The organism is Occallatibacter savannae (genome assembly GCF_003131205.1).
GTDB classification, from domain to species: domain Bacteria; phylum Acidobacteriota; class Terriglobia; order Terriglobales; family Acidobacteriaceae; genus Telmatobacter; species Telmatobacter savannae.
This window is the reverse complement of sequence record NZ_QFFY01000002.1, coordinates 554,000-568,839: the sequence shown is the minus strand read 5'-3', so window position 1 is coordinate 568,839 and position 14,840 is coordinate 554,000. Positions and strand designations below refer to the sequence as shown.

14 protein-coding genes are annotated in these 14,840 nt (G+C 61.7%); 10 read left to right on the top strand and 4 right to left on the bottom strand.

The annotated features are described in order from the left end of the window. Window positions 1-289: 289 nt before the first annotated feature. Window positions 290-1,363, top strand: a complete 1,074-nt coding sequence (locus tag DHV10_RS09875) for a threonine aldolase family protein (RefSeq protein ID WP_109486176.1) — start codon at window positions 290-292, stop codon at window positions 1,361-1,363. A gap of 10 nt (window positions 1,364-1,373) precedes the next feature. Here the strand turns inward: DHV10_RS09875 and DHV10_RS09870 are convergent, their stop codons facing one another. The 4 genes from DHV10_RS09870 to DHV10_RS27040 all read right to left on the bottom strand — a co-directional run bounded on the left by DHV10_RS09870 (window position 1,374) and on the right by DHV10_RS27040 (window position 4,007). After that, window positions 1,374-2,966, bottom strand: coding sequence for a PDDEXK family nuclease (locus DHV10_RS09870; protein ID WP_109486175.1), 1,593 nt, complete (start codon window positions 2,964-2,966; stop codon window positions 1,374-1,376). A gap of 5 nt (window positions 2,967-2,971) precedes the next feature. Continuing rightward, window positions 2,972-3,502, bottom strand: a complete 531-nt coding sequence (locus DHV10_RS09865) for a YfiT family bacillithiol transferase (protein ID WP_109486174.1) — start codon at window positions 3,500-3,502, stop codon at window positions 2,972-2,974. Between the two features lie 20 nt (window positions 3,503-3,522). Then, the gene (locus DHV10_RS09860; protein WP_109486173.1) at window positions 3,523-3,705 is read right to left on the bottom strand and encodes a hypothetical protein; all 183 of its coding nucleotides are present in this window, start codon (window positions 3,703-3,705) and stop codon (window positions 3,523-3,525) included. A 155-nt stretch (window positions 3,706-3,860) separates the two neighbouring features. After that, entirely contained in the window at window positions 3,861-4,007 is a 147-nt protein-coding gene (locus tag DHV10_RS27040) for a hypothetical protein (protein WP_162601385.1), read from the bottom strand. 85 nt (window positions 4,008-4,092) lie between these two features. Here DHV10_RS27040 and tldD point away from each other — a divergent pair, with 85 nt between their 5' ends. From tldD to DHV10_RS09815, 9 genes are all read left to right on the top strand, one after another. Next, the gene (gene tldD / locus DHV10_RS09855; protein WP_109486172.1) at window positions 4,093-5,547 is read left to right on the top strand and encodes a metalloprotease TldD; all 1,455 of its coding nucleotides are present in this window, start codon (window positions 4,093-4,095) and stop codon (window positions 5,545-5,547) included. 36 nt (window positions 5,548-5,583) lie between these two features. Further along, complete coding sequence (locus tag DHV10_RS09850) at window positions 5,584-5,901, top strand: type II toxin-antitoxin system RelE/ParE family toxin (protein ID WP_109486171.1); 318 nt, start codon at window positions 5,584-5,586, stop codon at window positions 5,899-5,901. Then, window positions 5,898-6,179 (top strand): helix-turn-helix domain-containing protein, encoded by a 282-nt coding sequence (locus tag DHV10_RS09845; RefSeq protein ID WP_109486170.1) that lies wholly within the window; start codon window positions 5,898-5,900, stop codon window positions 6,177-6,179. The genes DHV10_RS09850 and DHV10_RS09845 overlap by 4 nt, the downstream gene beginning before the upstream one ends. A gap of 49 nt (window positions 6,180-6,228) precedes the next feature. Then, complete coding sequence (locus DHV10_RS09840) at window positions 6,229-7,641, top strand: TldD/PmbA family protein (protein WP_109486169.1); 1,413 nt, start codon at window positions 6,229-6,231, stop codon at window positions 7,639-7,641. Window positions 7,642-7,653: 12 nt separating this feature from the next. Beyond that, on the top strand, window positions 7,654-8,913 hold the full coding sequence (locus tag DHV10_RS09835) for an excinuclease ABC subunit C (protein WP_109486168.1): 1,260 nt from the start codon (window positions 7,654-7,656) through the stop codon (window positions 8,911-8,913). 17 nt (window positions 8,914-8,930) lie between these two features. Next, window positions 8,931-9,491: a HEAT repeat domain-containing protein gene (locus DHV10_RS09830; RefSeq protein WP_109486167.1), complete on the top strand. Its 561-nt coding sequence runs from the start codon at window positions 8,931-8,933 to the stop codon at window positions 9,489-9,491. A gap of 48 nt (window positions 9,492-9,539) precedes the next feature. Next, a complete protein-coding gene (gene rpe / locus DHV10_RS09825) occupies window positions 9,540-10,208 on the top strand; it encodes a ribulose-phosphate 3-epimerase (protein WP_109486166.1) in 669 nt (222 codons plus the stop codon). A 78-nt stretch (window positions 10,209-10,286) separates the two neighbouring features. Beyond that, window positions 10,287-11,804, top strand: coding sequence for an outer membrane protein assembly factor BamD (locus DHV10_RS09820; RefSeq protein WP_162601384.1), 1,518 nt, complete (start codon window positions 10,287-10,289; stop codon window positions 11,802-11,804). 259 nt (window positions 11,805-12,063) lie between these two features. After that, a complete protein-coding gene (locus DHV10_RS09815) occupies window positions 12,064-14,829 on the top strand; it encodes a valine--tRNA ligase (protein ID WP_109486164.1) in 2,766 nt (921 codons plus the stop codon). Window positions 14,830-14,840: the final 11 nt, after the last annotated feature.

The window sequence follows — 14,840 nt, the reverse complement described above, 5'->3', positions numbered from 1 at the left end:
ACGGCGAAAAACTCCCGCCTGAGGGCTTCTTACTTGACCCCTTCAGGACCTGAATACCTATTGCTTGTTAGCGGATGAAATGAGTATGCCGCTATCTGTTCTGGAATTATGTGATTTATATCACTCCATGATGTTCGTGTGAACGGCAATTTTTTGCGGAAATCACGGTACTGAGGTAAGAAACCCAGGATGCACCAAAATTAGGTCAGTTCTGTCCAATCCACGCCCTGCGTGACCAACCTCACTGTGAGACCTCGCGATCTCTGGACTCCTATCATGGAAGAAGAAAATGACGCGAGAAACCAACGATTTTGCTCAACAATTCGCCAGCGACAATTATGCGGGCATCTGCCCTGAAGCATGGGCTGCCATGAACGCCGCTAACCAGGGACACGCAACCGCCTACGGGGACGATGTCTGGACCACCCGCGCGGCCAACGAGTTTCGCGACCTATTCGAAACCGACTGCGAAGTCTTTTTCGTGTTCAACGGCACAGCCGCAAACTCCCTCGCCCTGGCGTCACTCTGCCAGTCCTATCACGGAGTCATCTGCTGCGACGCCTCGCACGTTGAAACCGACGAGTGCGGCGCGCCCGAGTTCTTCTCCAATGGCTCCAAGTTGCTGGTAGCCCCGGCAGTCGACGGGAAGCTCACGCCGACAGCCATCCGTGAACTGGCCACCAGGCGCCAGGACATTCACTATCCAAAGCCGCGCGTCGTCACCGTCACGCAGCCGACGGAAACCGGCCGCGTGTACTCGCTTGAAGAACTCCAAGCGATCTCCGCTGCCTGCAAAGAGCACGACCTTTCGCTCCACATGGACGGCGCGCGGTTTGCGAATGCCTGCGCAAGCCTTGGTTGCTCTCCGGCCGAGCTGACATGGAAGAGCGGCGTCGACGTTCTCTGCTTCGGCGGTACAAAGAACGGCATGGCCATCGGCGAAGCGGTCATCTTCTTTGACAGGAAGCTCGCCGTCGACTTCGATTACCGCTGCAAGCAGGCCGGGCAGCTTGCGTCGAAGATGCGCTTCCTCGCTGCGCCCTGGGTCGGCATGCTCGAAAGCGGCGCCTGGTTGAAGAATGCGGAACACGCAAACGGGTGTGCTCGCTACTTTGCAGACCGCGTGGGCTGCATCGGCAACCTTGAAGTTGTTTCCAAGGTCGACGCCAATTCCGTGTTCCTGAACGCGCCGGAGGATATTCTCAACGCTCTCCGTTCACGCGGCTGGAGGTTCTATACGTTCATCGGCGGCGCGGCCCGCATCATGTTTGCGTGGGACTCTGACCTGAAGCGCATTGATGCGCTGCTCTCCGATCTCGAAGAGTGCGCCTGCGCGGCCAGCACAAGTTCTACGACGAAGTAGCGCCGAGACTTTATCTCGAATCCGCCGATCGCTTTCGGAAGACAATCTTCAACTCGTCTCGCCAGTGCTCGCCAAGCGCGATGAGCTCCCAATCGACCTCAGGCGAGAGATACCGAAGCACAGGCAGGTTCGCAGGGTGAATTCGCAACGCCGGCGCTACCAGGATGAGCCGCGGGGGCTGGTCTGACAACTCCATCCCTTGAAAGTAGCCCTCGCGTTCAAACGCCGATAGAAGACGGTCGCTCATGGGCGTGCGCTGCCGGTCTGCGTTGAGCGCGCGCACCCGGATCCAGTAGTCGAGCGCCTGCATGGGAAGCTGCAGGTCCTCATCGGCCTTCAGTTCGATGACGCAGAGCCGCCCGTTCCGATCGGCCGCAAGGAGGTCAAGCATGCCACGGTCGCCGCACGAGAGCGCAGGCACCTGCGAGTAGACCGACTCACCCCGCAAGATCGGCAGCAGTTCACCCAGACTCCTGCGGAACTCCGATTCGAGCCAGCGCTCCGGCTGCATTCTGAACAGCGGATCCGCATGAGTGCCTCCGGGATGGCGGCTCGCGAAGAGCCTCTCGCACAGCGCGCGACACGTATCTTCGGTTTCGGGTGTCAGAGGAGTCTCATTTGCGCCGGCTCCGAACGTGATCTCCTCCTGATGTGTGAATGAATGAGCCGATGGTCCGTTCCGAACGCGCGCAAACTCCAGACCGTGCAGCAGCAGCCCCACCTCACTTGCCGAGCGGGGGCGTAGCTCGACCCGATGCTGGGATCCATCCGGCAAGAAGGCCATCACCTTGCCCAGCCCCGCACCGCAGCGCTCCAGAGCTGATTCACCAGAAAATGCATGAATTAGGCGAGCCGTCTGGTTGCCGCAGTCGCGGAAGTCGATCGCTTCAAGCTCCTCCGTGCGTTCATCAAGGGCGAAGAGCTCGAAGGCAGCGGAACTATTCAGCCACGCCATTCGCTCGGCGGTGGTACGCCATGCGCCCGCCGGCACAATCACCTTCAATCCTCCAAAGTGCCGTCGTCCGTCCGCCTTCTGCCGGCAGTAATCGAGCCAGAGGACCCCCAGAGTGAGAATGCCGTCGATCGCAGTTGAGGACTCTGCGCCGCCGATGCCGATCACCGCATCTGCAGCCGTTCCACGAAGCAGTCTTCCCCGCACGTACGCCGGTCCAAAGCTGTGTTCCAGATCCATTGCTGAGCGGAATCCATCCACCTTTGCGCCCAGAAACGCACGCGTCAGAACCCGTTCCAGCAGACGCTGATAGTTCCGTCGCGCTGAGTCCCTCGCTGTCGGTGTCCGGCGGTCGCTCGTAGCAACCAGTTCGAGCGCCTGGGGCTTTGGCGCTCCCATTCGGCGTGTCATCACTCGCAGAGAATGCGCCCGCTGTTGAATCTCCAGAACCGTCCGCACCAGGTTGCGTTCTTCGCTCCAGAGTTGCAGGAGGCAGCGCCCGTGCGACTCCGAAATCGAGTAGCGGGCCAATCGCATGTCAAACAGAACGCGACCGTCTTCAAGCAGGGCGGCAGCAGGATGTGAGGCCAGGTAGTTTTCGAGAGTTTCTGCGAGTTTCGCGGCGGACGGAGTTTCAAGGCCCGAGGACACTTCGGCTACCAGGACATCCTTTTGCGCAGATTCGTGATGTGCGCCGTATGGTGACGCGAATGCCATGAATACAAAGCAATCACGTTGCCGAGTTCCTGCCGGCCAAGTTCCGGATGATTGTAGCCGCGCTTGAAATCAGCCTCGGTCAGCCACTCCAGGATTGCCACCCAGCGCTCGTGCATTGCCGAGATCATCGCTATAGAGCCATCGATGGGTAGCGCACTGTCGACCAGCTTTGCCCAGGCGGCCTCATCGTAGGGTTTGATCGTCGGCCAGTCCTCGGTCAACGCGAGCTTGGTCCGCACATACGCGTTGGCATGGCTGTCGGCGATGTGATGAACCAGCTGCCGCACCGTCCATCCGCCCTCGCGATAGGGTGTGTCCAGTTGCGTGTGGCTGAGTCCGCTCACTGCGGTCTGGACGTTTCCAGGTAGCAGGCGCAGAACTGAGATCTGCTCGGCCCGCGCTGCCGGCTCAGAAGAGGCGGGCGGCGTGAAACGGCCAATGGGATAACGGAGATCGTCCAGCTCTGGCATCGTCTTCCGGTCGCGCGATTTTACTTCGCCGTGTTGTGCTTCGGCATCTTGTGCTTCTGGATCTCTTTAAGATGCGGGTTCTTCTCGTGGACGGCCTTCGGATGATCGATGACCCGCGGGTCTTTATGCGGCTTCTTGTGCCGGGCAAACGCCGGGGCAGAACACACCACGGCCATCAGCACGGCAACTGCAATTTTCTTCATGGCTGGAATGTAGCACGAGAGCGAGGCCGGGGATAGTATCCGAGGTCACCCGTGTCATACGGAAGAGAACTGTGCGGGTAAGCGGGACTGGCCCACATCGTATATATGGGCCAATCGTTCGGTTGAGTAATCCCCCTGAGAGAACCCGTTGGGAACTACGCCTTCTTGTGGTGGTGATGGCGATGGTGATGATGATGCGTCGTGGCGGCAAAGGCCGGCGCAGCAAACACCATGACCAGAAGCGCAGCAGCAAGTAGCTTTTTCATGGCCTGAATGTAGCACGACGCGAATTGTGGAAACATGCTCGCGACCGGCATGAATCAAGTGAGGAAACGATCCGGAGCGGTTCCGCCATGAGTCTCCGGCAGGCGTAAACTGGAGATAGTGATGAACCTACCCGAGACCTCCCCGCAGCAGAGCCATAGACGTTACTTTTTTGACAAATTTGGAATCACCGAGCGCCTGCTCGAGCGCTGCCTCGGCGAGGCGCTGTCGGCCGGTGGCGATTACGCCGATCTCTACTTCGAGTCCGTCACCTCTACTTCGCTCGGCGTCGACGAGCAGATCGTGAAGTCCGCCAGCACCGGCACCAGCGCCGGGTGCGGGATTCGCGTTCTCTCCGGCGAGCGCACGGGGTACGCCTACACGGACAATCTCAATCCCGACCGGCTTCTGCACGCCGCCAAGACCGCTGCCCTCATCGCCTCCGGCCCGTCGAAGCAGCCCATCCAGGGCTTTACGGAAACTAAATCAGGCGATCTCTACCCCGTGCCAGTCGGAGGCTTCGACCTCGACCTAGCCGCCCGCCTCGAGTTGATCCTCCGCGCCGATCGCGCGGCCCGCGCCTTCGACAACCGGGTTGTGCAGGTGCGCGCCGGCTACAGCGAAGAACTCCGCCGCATTCTGGTTGCCGGTTCTGACGGCTCGATCGCGAGCGATACCCAGCCGCTCTGCCGCCTGAATGTGTTTGTCATCGCCAGAGACGGCCAGGTGACAACGAAAGGCTCAGCTGGAGGGGGTGGGCGTGCCGGCCTGGACCAGTTCGCAGGCACCAAGAGTCCGGAGCACCTCGCCCAGGAAGCAGCTCGCGGCGCGATCCTCCAGCTCGGAGCAGTCCCCGCCCCAGCGGGCGACATGCAAGTGGTCCTCGGCCCCGGATGGCCCGGAATCCTGCTGCATGAGGCAGTCGGCCACGGCCTCGAAGCCGATTTCAACCGCAAGGGAACATCGGCCTTCTCCGGCCTGATCGGCCGCCCCGTCGCCAGCTCCAAAGTCACGGTCGTCGACAACGGCACGATGCAGGGCCGCCGCGGATCACTCAATGTAGACGATGAGGGCTCGCCGACCCAGGAGACCGTTTTGATCGAGAACGGCGTCCTGAAAGGCTACCTGACCGACAAGCTCTCTTCGCGGCTCATGGGCACGGCGAACACCGGCTCCGGCCGTCGCGAGAGCTACCACTGCATCCCCATGCCCCGCATGACCAACACCTACATGCTGGCCGGCGAGGATGCCCCCGAAGACATTCTGCGATCGGTGAAGCATGGCCTTTACGCGGTTAACTTCGGCGGTGGCCAGGTCGACATCACCAACGGCAAGTTCGTCTTCTCGGCTTCCGAGGCTTACCTGATCGAAGACGGTAAGATCACCGCGCCGGTAAAGGACGCCACTCTGATCGGCAACGGTCCCGAGGCCCTGAAGTACGTCTCGATGGTCGGCAACGACTTGAAGCTCGATGAAGGCATCGGCACCTGCGGCAAAGATGGCCAGAGTGTCCCCGTTGGCGTCGGCATGCCGACGATCAAGCTGGAACGCATGACGGTGGGTGGAACAGGCAGGTAGGCTATATCTCAATTTTGAGATATACTGCTGAGTGCGGTGGAAGTCGAAATCCTGAGCGAAACCGTAGCAGCCGAGATCAAAGCACTCCCTGCTGACATCCAAGCCCGATTCGTCCGAATGGCGGACCGCATAATCCAAATCGGTCTTGAGAGCCTGGGCGCGCCTCATGTAAAGCACCTCGAAGGTAAGCTCTGGGAGCTCCGATTGGTGGGTCGGGATGGAATCGCAAGGGCCCTCTACATAACCGCGAACACCAGGCGATTGGTTGTGCTTCGCGCATTCGTCAAGAAGACACAGAAGACTCCCCGCGCAGAGATTGAGTTGGCGCTTCGAAGGGCAAAGGAGGTCCAATGACAATCGCATATGAAGAACTGAAAGGCCGGCTGCTCGCCAATCCCAAGGTCAAAGCTGAATACGACGCCCTTGCACCCGAATTTGAGATCGCGTCGGAATTGCTGCGAGCACGCCTTCGTGCCGGACTCTCTCAGGCAGAGCTGGCCGCCAAGATGAAGACGAGTCAGTCAACTATCGCGCGGCTCGAGAGCGGGCAGACTCTGCCGAGTACGAAAACTCTGCTGCGATTTGCGGAGGCTACGAAATCCAAAATCCAGGTCCGACTGTCCGCGGCGTGAAGAGAGCAGCATCTACGCACTGCATCGCGCAGTTTGTTAAGGTTGACCCATGTCCGATGCAGTTGCACTCCAGGCCGGCCCATCTCCCAATTCCGGAACTCTCGATCTCCAATCCCTTGCAGCTAACGTTGTGAACCAGGCCATGCAGGCTGGCGCAAGCGACGCCGAGGTCGTCGTCCGCGAAGGCGATGAGTTCAGCGTCAATGTCCGCATGGGGCAGGTTGAGACGCTGAAGGAGTCCGGCTCGCGCGCGCTCGGCCTGCGCGTCTACCTCGGCGAAAGAACCGCATCCGCATCGACCAGCGACCTTACTGCTGACGGTGTTCGCCACATGGTCGAAGGCGCGATGGCCCTGGCCAGGGTCACGGAAGAAGATCCCTTCGTCGGGCTACCCGAGACCGAGGAATTCGGCTCCGTACAGGACGACCTTCACCTGTACTACGACGACGTCTACTCCCTGCCCGGACCCGAACGCATCGAGATGGCTCGCCGTGCGGAAGCCGCCGCACTCGCAGCCGACAAGCGCATCACCAACTCCGACGGGGGCAGCTTCGACGCAGCGACCGGCCTGAAGATCCTCGCTAATTCGCGAGGCTTCCTCGGCAGCTACCGCTCCAGCTATGCCGGGGTCTCCGCTGCCCCGCTCGCCGCGGACGAGAACGGCCATATGCAGCGCGACGGCTGGTGGTCGAGCGCCCGGCGCATGGCCAATCTCGATTCGCCGGAGTCAGTCGGCGCAGAAGCCGCGCGTCGCACTCTCCGACGCCTCGGCGCACGGCGCGTGCCCACGCAGCGCGTTCCTATCGTCTTTGCGCCCGAAGTCGCCCGCTCGCTCATCGGCTCTGTCTTTGAAGCCGCATCAGGCGACGCCATCTGGCGACACGCCTCGTTCCTCGCCGGCAAACTCGGCGAGCAAATCGGCGCATCGACCCTGAACATCATCGACGACAACACCATGCTGCTGCCCACTGGAGTCGGCGGCTTCGGCACATCGCCCTTCGACGGCGAAGGTCTGCCCTCCCGCCGCACCGTTGTCCTCGAGAACGGCGTGCTGCGCAACTACATGCTGAACACCTACGCTGCGCGCAAACTCGGCATGAAGTCCACGCACAACGCCTCACGCGGACTCGCCGGCGCACCAGGGATCGGCCCCGGCAACCTCTACCTCGAGCCCGGCACGCAGAGCCCCGAGCAGATCATCGCCGAGGTGAAAGCCGGCCTGTACGTCACCAGCCTGATGGGTTTCGGCACGAATATCGTGACCGGAGACTACTCGCGCGGAGCTGCGGGCCTCTGGATCGAGAACGGTCAGCTCACCCACGCCGTCGAGGAGATCACCATCGCGGGCAATCTGGGCGAGATGCTCCGCAACATAACCGCAATCGGAAGTGATCTCGTCTTCCGCGGGGCCGTCGCATCTCCCACATTGCGCATCGACGGAATGACCATCGCGGGTGCGTGACCGGAGCGGCGCTTGAACGTCGAAATGCAATCCGTTCCGTTCGATCCCGCTGACCCCAAGGCATCCATCCACCAACTGCCGCACGCGCCAGCCGTCTTCGCCCTCTACGGAGCGGAAGAGAAGGATGAGCCCTATATCGGCCGCACGCCCAACCTGCGCGGACGCCTCGAACGCCTCCTCCAGCCTTCGCCAAAGCACCCGCGCCGCCTTCAACTGGCCGGACGCGTCCGCCGCATCGCATACCACCTCACCGGCTCCGACTTCGAATCGCTCCTCACACAATTCGAACTGCTCGAAAACGTCTACGGCGCAAAAGCACTGGAGCGCATGCACCTTCGCGCCCCCGCGTTCGTCCGCTTTCTTGGCAGCAACCCCTACCCGCGCGTCACTGTCACCAACAAGCCGAGCCAGCGCGAAGCCGAATGGGCATACGGGCCTTTCGCCTCCCGCGCCGCTGCCGAGCGATTCGCGGAAGAGATGCTCAAGCTCTTCCTGCTTCGCCGCTGCACCGACGATCTCCACCCCGATCCCACGCACCCCGGCTGCGTCTATAGCGAGATGAAAATGTGCCTCGCCCCCTGCTACAAGGGCTGCACCGACGATCGTTACGCGGACGAGTCCAGCGCCGTGCAGGACTTTCTCGCCACCCGCGGCGACAGCAAGCTCGTCCCCCTTCGCACCCAGCGGGACAAAGCCTCCGAAGACCTCGCCTTCGAAGATGCCGCCGCACTCCACGCCCAGGTGCAGAAGATCGAGGCCGTCCGCGCACTCGCCCCCGAATTAGTCCAGCCCATGAGCAAACTCCGCGCGGCGATTCTCCAATCGTCAGCCAATCCCGACGAAGTCGCCGTCTTCCTCTTCGAAGGCGGCCAACTGCGCGGTCCCGTTCCATTCTCCACAGTGGGCATGCGTATCCAGAACGAGCAGTCGGGCTCGAGCTCCCTCTTCGCTCAGCCGATGGCCCTCGAACCGGTACCCGAAGACAGCGATCAGAGAACAGAGATCAGAGATCAACAGAAAGTTCCCCGCACCATGCTCGAGGCCCGCATGGAATCCGTTCTCGAACAGCTCTCGACAGACCGCCCGCAGCCAAACCCAGTCACCCGCCAGGCACACCTCGCCCTCCTCAAGCGCTGGTACTACCGCCCGGAGGTAAAGCGCGAAGGCGAAGTCGTCTTCCCCGATGACCAAGGCGGCTGGCCCGTCCGCGCTCTGCTGCGAGCGGCGGGACGCGTCGCCGCGAAGAAGCTCGCCGCAGCAAAGCCCCAGTGAGACAATGGCCGCGACTCATGCCGCCCACCGAAACCATTCGCCAGATGCTCACTCCCGGCAAGCTCCTCGACGCGGGCCGCGTCTGGGAAGTGGTCGAACTGCTCGAAGGCCGCCCCGCAAAGCTCTCCGGCCTCATTGAATGCCTCTTCGACGAAGATCCAGCCATCGCCAGCCGCGCCGCCGACGCCCTCGAGCGCATCACACGCGACCGCCCGCATCAGGCACAGCGCTGGAAACAAGCCCTCATCGGCCTGCTCTCCGAAACCACAGAAAAGAAGGTCCGCTGGAATCTTGCACTCACGATTCCGCGCCTTAAGCTGACCGTGCCCGAGTGTCGCCGCATCGCCCAGATCCTGAATACCTCGCTCGACGACCCAAGCTCCATCGTCAAAACCTGCGCCCTCCACGCCATGGCTGACCTCACCCGGAAGGACCGCGCCTCACTTACCGACGTGCTCGACCTTCTTCGCATGGCTGCCCGCTCCGGAACTCCCGCCATGCGCGCCCGCAGCCGCATCCTGCTCAAAGCCCTTGAATCTGGCCGGCGCAAACGAAGCTCCCTGCACATGTTCGACTGATACACTTGCGGGGGACACACCACCCCAAGAGGACTGCATCAAAGCCGCATGGTTCAGCTTCTTCCATCGATACTGTCCGCCGACTTCGCCCGCCTCGCAGACGAAGTAGCCGCGGCCGAGCGCGGCGGTGGCACCGTCATCCATGTCGACATCATGGACGGCCATTTCGTCCCCAACATCACCATCGGCCCGCCCGTCGTGAAGAGCCTGAGGAAAGCAACAAAGCTGCCCCTCGATTGCCACCTGATGATCGAGAACCCCGACGAGTTCATACCGGCCTTTGCTGAAGCGGGAGCCAACTGGGTCAGCGTCCACTACGAGGCGTGCCGCCACCTCCATCGGACTCTTCAGCTCATCGAGCATCACGGTATGAAACCGGCTGTCGTTCTCAACCCGGCAACCCGCGTCGAGCTCATTCGCGACATTCTGCCCATGCTGCATCACGTCCTCATCATGAGCGTGAATCCCGGCTTTGGCGGACAGGAGTTCATCCCGTTCTCGCTCCAGAAGATCCGGCGCCTCGCACAACTCAGGCAGGAAATGGGGCTTGCATTTAAAATTGAAGTCGACGGCGGGGTGGCTCACGACACCGTTGCCCAGGTCGTCCAAGCAGGAGCGGAGCTATTGGTAGCCGGCAACGCCGTCTTCGGCGCAGGCCAGGCCGAACGCGACGCGCGCGAACTGCTGGGGGCGGCCCGCAAAGCTGCTGGTGAGTAGATTTTTCCGAATTCCGTAAACAGCGGCAGCTTCCTCCCTGTCGCATCTTGAGGTGGTATGAACCGGTTGTCGAGAACCATGACTGTGTTGGCGCTTGCATCCCTGGCGCTCTCGGGCGTTACGGCCCAGGCCAAGAAAGAAAAGCAGCCCAAGCACAAGAAGAATCAGGATCTAAGCGCGAATCCTCTGGCGAACGTAAAGTCCAAGCAGCCCGACAAGGAGCTCTTCGACAAGGCCATGATCGCCATGAAGAAGGGCCGCTACGACGTGGCCCGGCTCGACCTCCAGACCATGCTCAACACCTACCCGGACTCCGAGTTCAGGATGCGCGCCAAACTCGCCGTCGGCGACAGCTGGTTCAAAGAAGGCGGAACTGCGGCCCTCACCCAAGCCGAGGCCGAGTACAAGGACTTCATCACCTTCTTCCCTCAGGCCCCCGAAGCTGCCGAGGCACAGATGAAGGTAGGCGACATCTACTACCAGCAAATGGAGAAGCCCGATCGCGACTTCAATAATGCTGAAAACGCGGAGCGCGAGTACCGGAACATGATCAACATGTTCCCCGACTCCAAGCTCATACCCCGGGCCAAGCAGAAGCTCCGCGATGTACAGGAAGTGCTGGCCGAGCGCGAGACGGGGATCGGCATCTACTACGAAGGCAAAGAGAACTACGTTGCTGCGATCGCACGCCTGCAAACAGTGGTCGACACCTACCCGCTCTACTCAAAGAGCGATCAGGCGTGGCTGGCCATCGGCGATGCGTACGCGGGCCAGGCTCACCTCGTCCAGGTCGCTCCCGGAATGAAGGGTGATGTCCGCGAGCGGCTCCATACGATGTTTGAAGACAAGGCCGCCGCTGCCTATGCCAAGGTGATCACGCGTTACCCGATGGCTCCGCACGTTGAGGACGCGCGCGATCGTCTCGTCGCCATGAACCGCCCGGTCCCTGAGCCGAGCGATGCAGCCGTTGCGGAGAGCGACGCCGAGCAGAAGAGTCAGCGTCCGCTTCGCTTCACCGACAACATCCTCGGCGTCATCAAGCACGGTCCGACGGTCGTGCAGTCTGCTCACGTCGGGGAGCCTTCGCTCGACGATCCCAAGCGCACCATCGCGCCGGACGTCAGCAAGGCGGAAACCACCATGATGAATGAGGCGGTAAATGCCGGCAAACCTGCGGAGCCGGCCGCCGTCGCGCCCACCGGACCCAACGAGCCGCCCCGCAGCGATCAGCCTTCCACCGCTCCGCTGCAGATGTCGGCCCCGGCTGGCGGCACCGGCGTTGGCGTTTCTATCGTGAACGGGCCGAATGGCGATGCATCAGCCACTCCCGCAGCCGACTCCGGCAGCGGCGCTCCCGCGGCTGGAACCGGCAATGCCAGCCCTCTGGTCAAGTCTGTCGGTCCCACAGACAACTCTCTGCCTGCCGTCGACAAGCCCGCCGACGCTCCCGATCAGGTCAACGACATCCGCGCCGGCACTGGTCAGACGCAGACTGCCGCGACCGAGAAGCAGAAGAAGTCGAAGGCCAACCTCGACGAAGAGTCTTCCAGCAAAAAGAAAAAGAAGAAGGGCCTCGGCAAGCTCAAGCCGTTCTAAAAGCAGGGGACAAGCTGCCAAGGCAACAAGGGAACCAGACCACAGGCCGCATCTTCAGGGTGCGGCCTGTTGCTTTTCGCCGGGTGCCCCAGAGCCTGCCCTGAGCTTGCCGAAGGGTCTCGATTCTGAGATCTGGGATCAGGACTCCGCTTACGAGGCATCCTTCCTGAATCTGCTAAATTGAAAGTAGTCCTATCGCCTGAAATCCTTGTCCGATCAGGGTTTCCGGGCACTCTCCAGGGACCGCCGACAGAGCACAATGCCCCACGATCTGCCCAAAGCGTACGACCCAACCGCCATTGAAGATCACTGGGCCGAGTACTGGGTCCGCGAAAAGCTTTTTGTACAGCCAACGCCGAGCGAAAAGGAACACCTGGACGGTCAGTCCTTTGATATCCTTCTGCCTCCGCCCAACGTCACCGGCCGCCTCCACATGGGCCACATGCTCAACCAGACGGAGATGGACATCCTCACCCGCTGGCACCGCATGAAAGGCGATCGCGCGCTCTGGCTACCCGGCACCGATCACGCCGGCATCGCCACCCAGATGATGGTCGAGCGCCAACTCGCCACCGAGGGCAAGAAGCGCCAGGAAATGGGCCGCGAAGCCTTCATCGAGCGCGTGTGGGAGTGGAAGCGCCACTATGGCGGGGCCATCCTCGACCAGATGAAGCGCCTCGGCGCCTCCGTCGACTGGGACCGCGAATACTTCACCATGGACGAGCGCCTCTCCGTCGCCGTTCGCGAAGCATTCGTCAAACTCTACGAGCAGGGCCTCATCTACCGCGGCGCGTACATCGTCAACTGGTGCCCGCGCTGTCAGACCGCCATCAGCGATCTCGAAGTCGTCTACGACGAGCACAAGGGCCACCTCTGGGAGATCCGCTACCCCGTCATCGGCGACGACGGCAAGGACACCGGCGAGTTCCTGACGGTTGCGACAACACGCCCTGAAACCATGCTGGGCGACGTTGCCGTTGCCATTCACCCCGAGGACGAGCGCTACACGCACCTCCACGGCAAGAAGCTGCGCCTGCCTCTCGTCGGCCGCGAGATCCCCATCATCACCGACGAGTGGGTCAGCCGCGAGTTCGGTACCGGAGCAGTCAAGGTCACCCCCGCACACGATCCGAACGACTTCGCGCTCGGACAGCGGCACAATCTTCCATCCATCAACGTGATGGACGATACGGCCCACATCAACGAGCAGGGCGGCAAGTACAAGGGCCTCGACCGCTTCGTCGCGCGCAAGGAAGTTGTCGCCGATCTCGAAGCCCAGGGTCTCCTTGCCGGAATAAAAGACCACGTCAACAACATCGGCGATTGCGATCGCTGCAAGACCATCGTTGAGCCGCGCCTCTCGTTGCAGTGGTTCATCAAGATTCAGCCTCTCGCTGACAAGGCCATCGCCGCGGTCAAGGAAGGGCATATCAAGTTCACGCCGGAGATGTACGCGAAAACCTACCTGAACTGGATGGAGAACATCCACGACTGGTGCATCTCGCGTCAGCTCTGGTGGGGGCACCGCATCCCCGCCTGGCACTGCTCCGTCTGCCACAAGACCACCGTCAGCCGCGAAGACGCGACGAAGTGTGCCCACTGCGGCTCCGACAAGATCGAGCAGTCCACCGACGTGCTGGACACCTGGTTCTCCTCCGGCCTCCTGCCCGTCTCCGTCTTCGGCTGGCCGAACATCACATCCGAAGATCGTCGAGACTTCGACACCTTCTACCCAACCAGCCTGCTCGTCACCGGCTTCGACATTCTGTTCTTCTGGGTGGCCCGCATGATCATGATGGGCTGCTGGTTCTCGCTCGACGTCCCCATGCCCGACGGGTCTCCGCGCTCGCTTGCCGACTCCGTCCCCTTCCGTGAGGTCTACATCCACGCCCTCGTCCGTGACGCCAACCGCGAAAAGATGTCCAAGACCAAGGGCAACGTCATCGACCCTATCGAGATCGTGAAGCAGTACGGGACTGACGCCGTCCGCTTCACGCTCGCCTCCATGGCGTCCCCCGGAACGGACATCGCCTTCAACGTCGCCCGCACTGAAGGCTACCGCGCCTTCGCCAACAAGATCTGGAACGCCGCGCGCTTCCTGTTCATGAACATCGATCGCGCAGCAGAAGCCGGCATCACCATCGACACGGCCGCACTCGGGTCTATACCTACGGCCAGCGCAACGGCGCCGCTCGAATCCCGCTGGATCGTTGCTGAATTTCACTCCGCGGCCGCCAGGGTGAACGAGGCGCTCGCCGCCTACCGCTTCGACGACGCCGCGAATGTGATCTACCAGTTCTTCTGGGGCAGCTTCTGCGACTGGTACCTCGAAATCGTAAAGCTGAGCCTCGACTTCAACGACGGTGCAGATAAGTCCCGCACCCAGTCCGCTCTCACCACACTCGTCAGCGTCTTCGAAGCCTCCCTGCGTCTGCTCTCGCCCTTCATGCCCTTCCTCACCGAAGAGGTCTGGCACGCGGTCTACGACGGCAAACCGGCCGGGAAATCCATCGCTCTCACGCGCTTCCCGCAAGACGGAGCCTCAACTGATAGCTCCGCCCTCGAGCAGATGGCTCTGCTCCAAAACCTCGTCGTCGAAATCCGCGCCCTTCGCAAAGAAATCGGAGTCGAAGAGAAGGCAGCAGTCCCCATCGAACTCCGCATCGACGAACACTTGAAGCGGGTCATCAGCGAGAACGCCGCCATTGTCGAGCGCCTTGCACGCGTCACCGAGATCCGCTTCATCGGCCAGATCTCGGCCGGCCTCGCGAAACACGCCACTCCCCAATTCGACGCTGCGGTCGTCTACGAACGCAAAATCGACGTCGCCGCCGAATGCGAAAAGCTCAACAAGGAAATCGCAAAGCAGGAGAAGAATGTCGCCAGTGCTCACCGCCAGCTCGGCAATCCAGCCTTCACCGCCAAGGCCCCCGCACACATCGTCGAGGGCCTGAAGAAACAGCGCGACGAAGCGCAGCACCTGCTCGACAAACTCCGTGCCGACCGCAACTCCCTCGGCTGCTGAGCGAGACCACC

Coding starts and splice junctions, on each gene's coding strand:
- DHV10_RS09875 (WP_109486176.1), top strand. CDS start 290: ATGACGCGAGAAACCAACGATTTTGCTCAACAATTCGCCAGCGACAAT.
- DHV10_RS09865 (WP_109486174.1), bottom strand. CDS start 3,502: ATGCCAGAGCTGGACGATCTCCGTTATCCCATTGGCCGTTTCACGCCG.
- DHV10_RS09860 (WP_109486173.1), bottom strand. CDS start 3,705: ATGAAGAAAATTGCAGTTGCCGTGCTGATGGCCGTGGTGTGTTCTGCC.
- DHV10_RS27040 (WP_162601385.1), bottom strand. CDS start 4,007: ATGTTTCCACAATTCGCGTCGTGCTACATTCAGGCCATGAAAAAGCTA.
- tldD (WP_109486172.1), top strand. CDS start 4,093: ATGAACCTACCCGAGACCTCCCCGCAGCAGAGCCATAGACGTTACTTT.
- DHV10_RS09845 (WP_109486170.1), top strand. CDS start 5,898: ATGACAATCGCATATGAAGAACTGAAAGGCCGGCTGCTCGCCAATCCC.
- DHV10_RS09840 (WP_109486169.1), top strand. CDS start 6,229: ATGTCCGATGCAGTTGCACTCCAGGCCGGCCCATCTCCCAATTCCGGA.
- DHV10_RS09830 (WP_109486167.1), top strand. CDS start 8,931: ATGCCGCCCACCGAAACCATTCGCCAGATGCTCACTCCCGGCAAGCTC.
- rpe (WP_109486166.1), top strand. CDS start 9,540: ATGGTTCAGCTTCTTCCATCGATACTGTCCGCCGACTTCGCCCGCCTC.
- DHV10_RS09820 (WP_162601384.1), top strand. CDS start 10,287: ATGACTGTGTTGGCGCTTGCATCCCTGGCGCTCTCGGGCGTTACGGCC.
- DHV10_RS09815 (WP_109486164.1), top strand. CDS start 12,064: ATGCCCCACGATCTGCCCAAAGCGTACGACCCAACCGCCATTGAAGAT.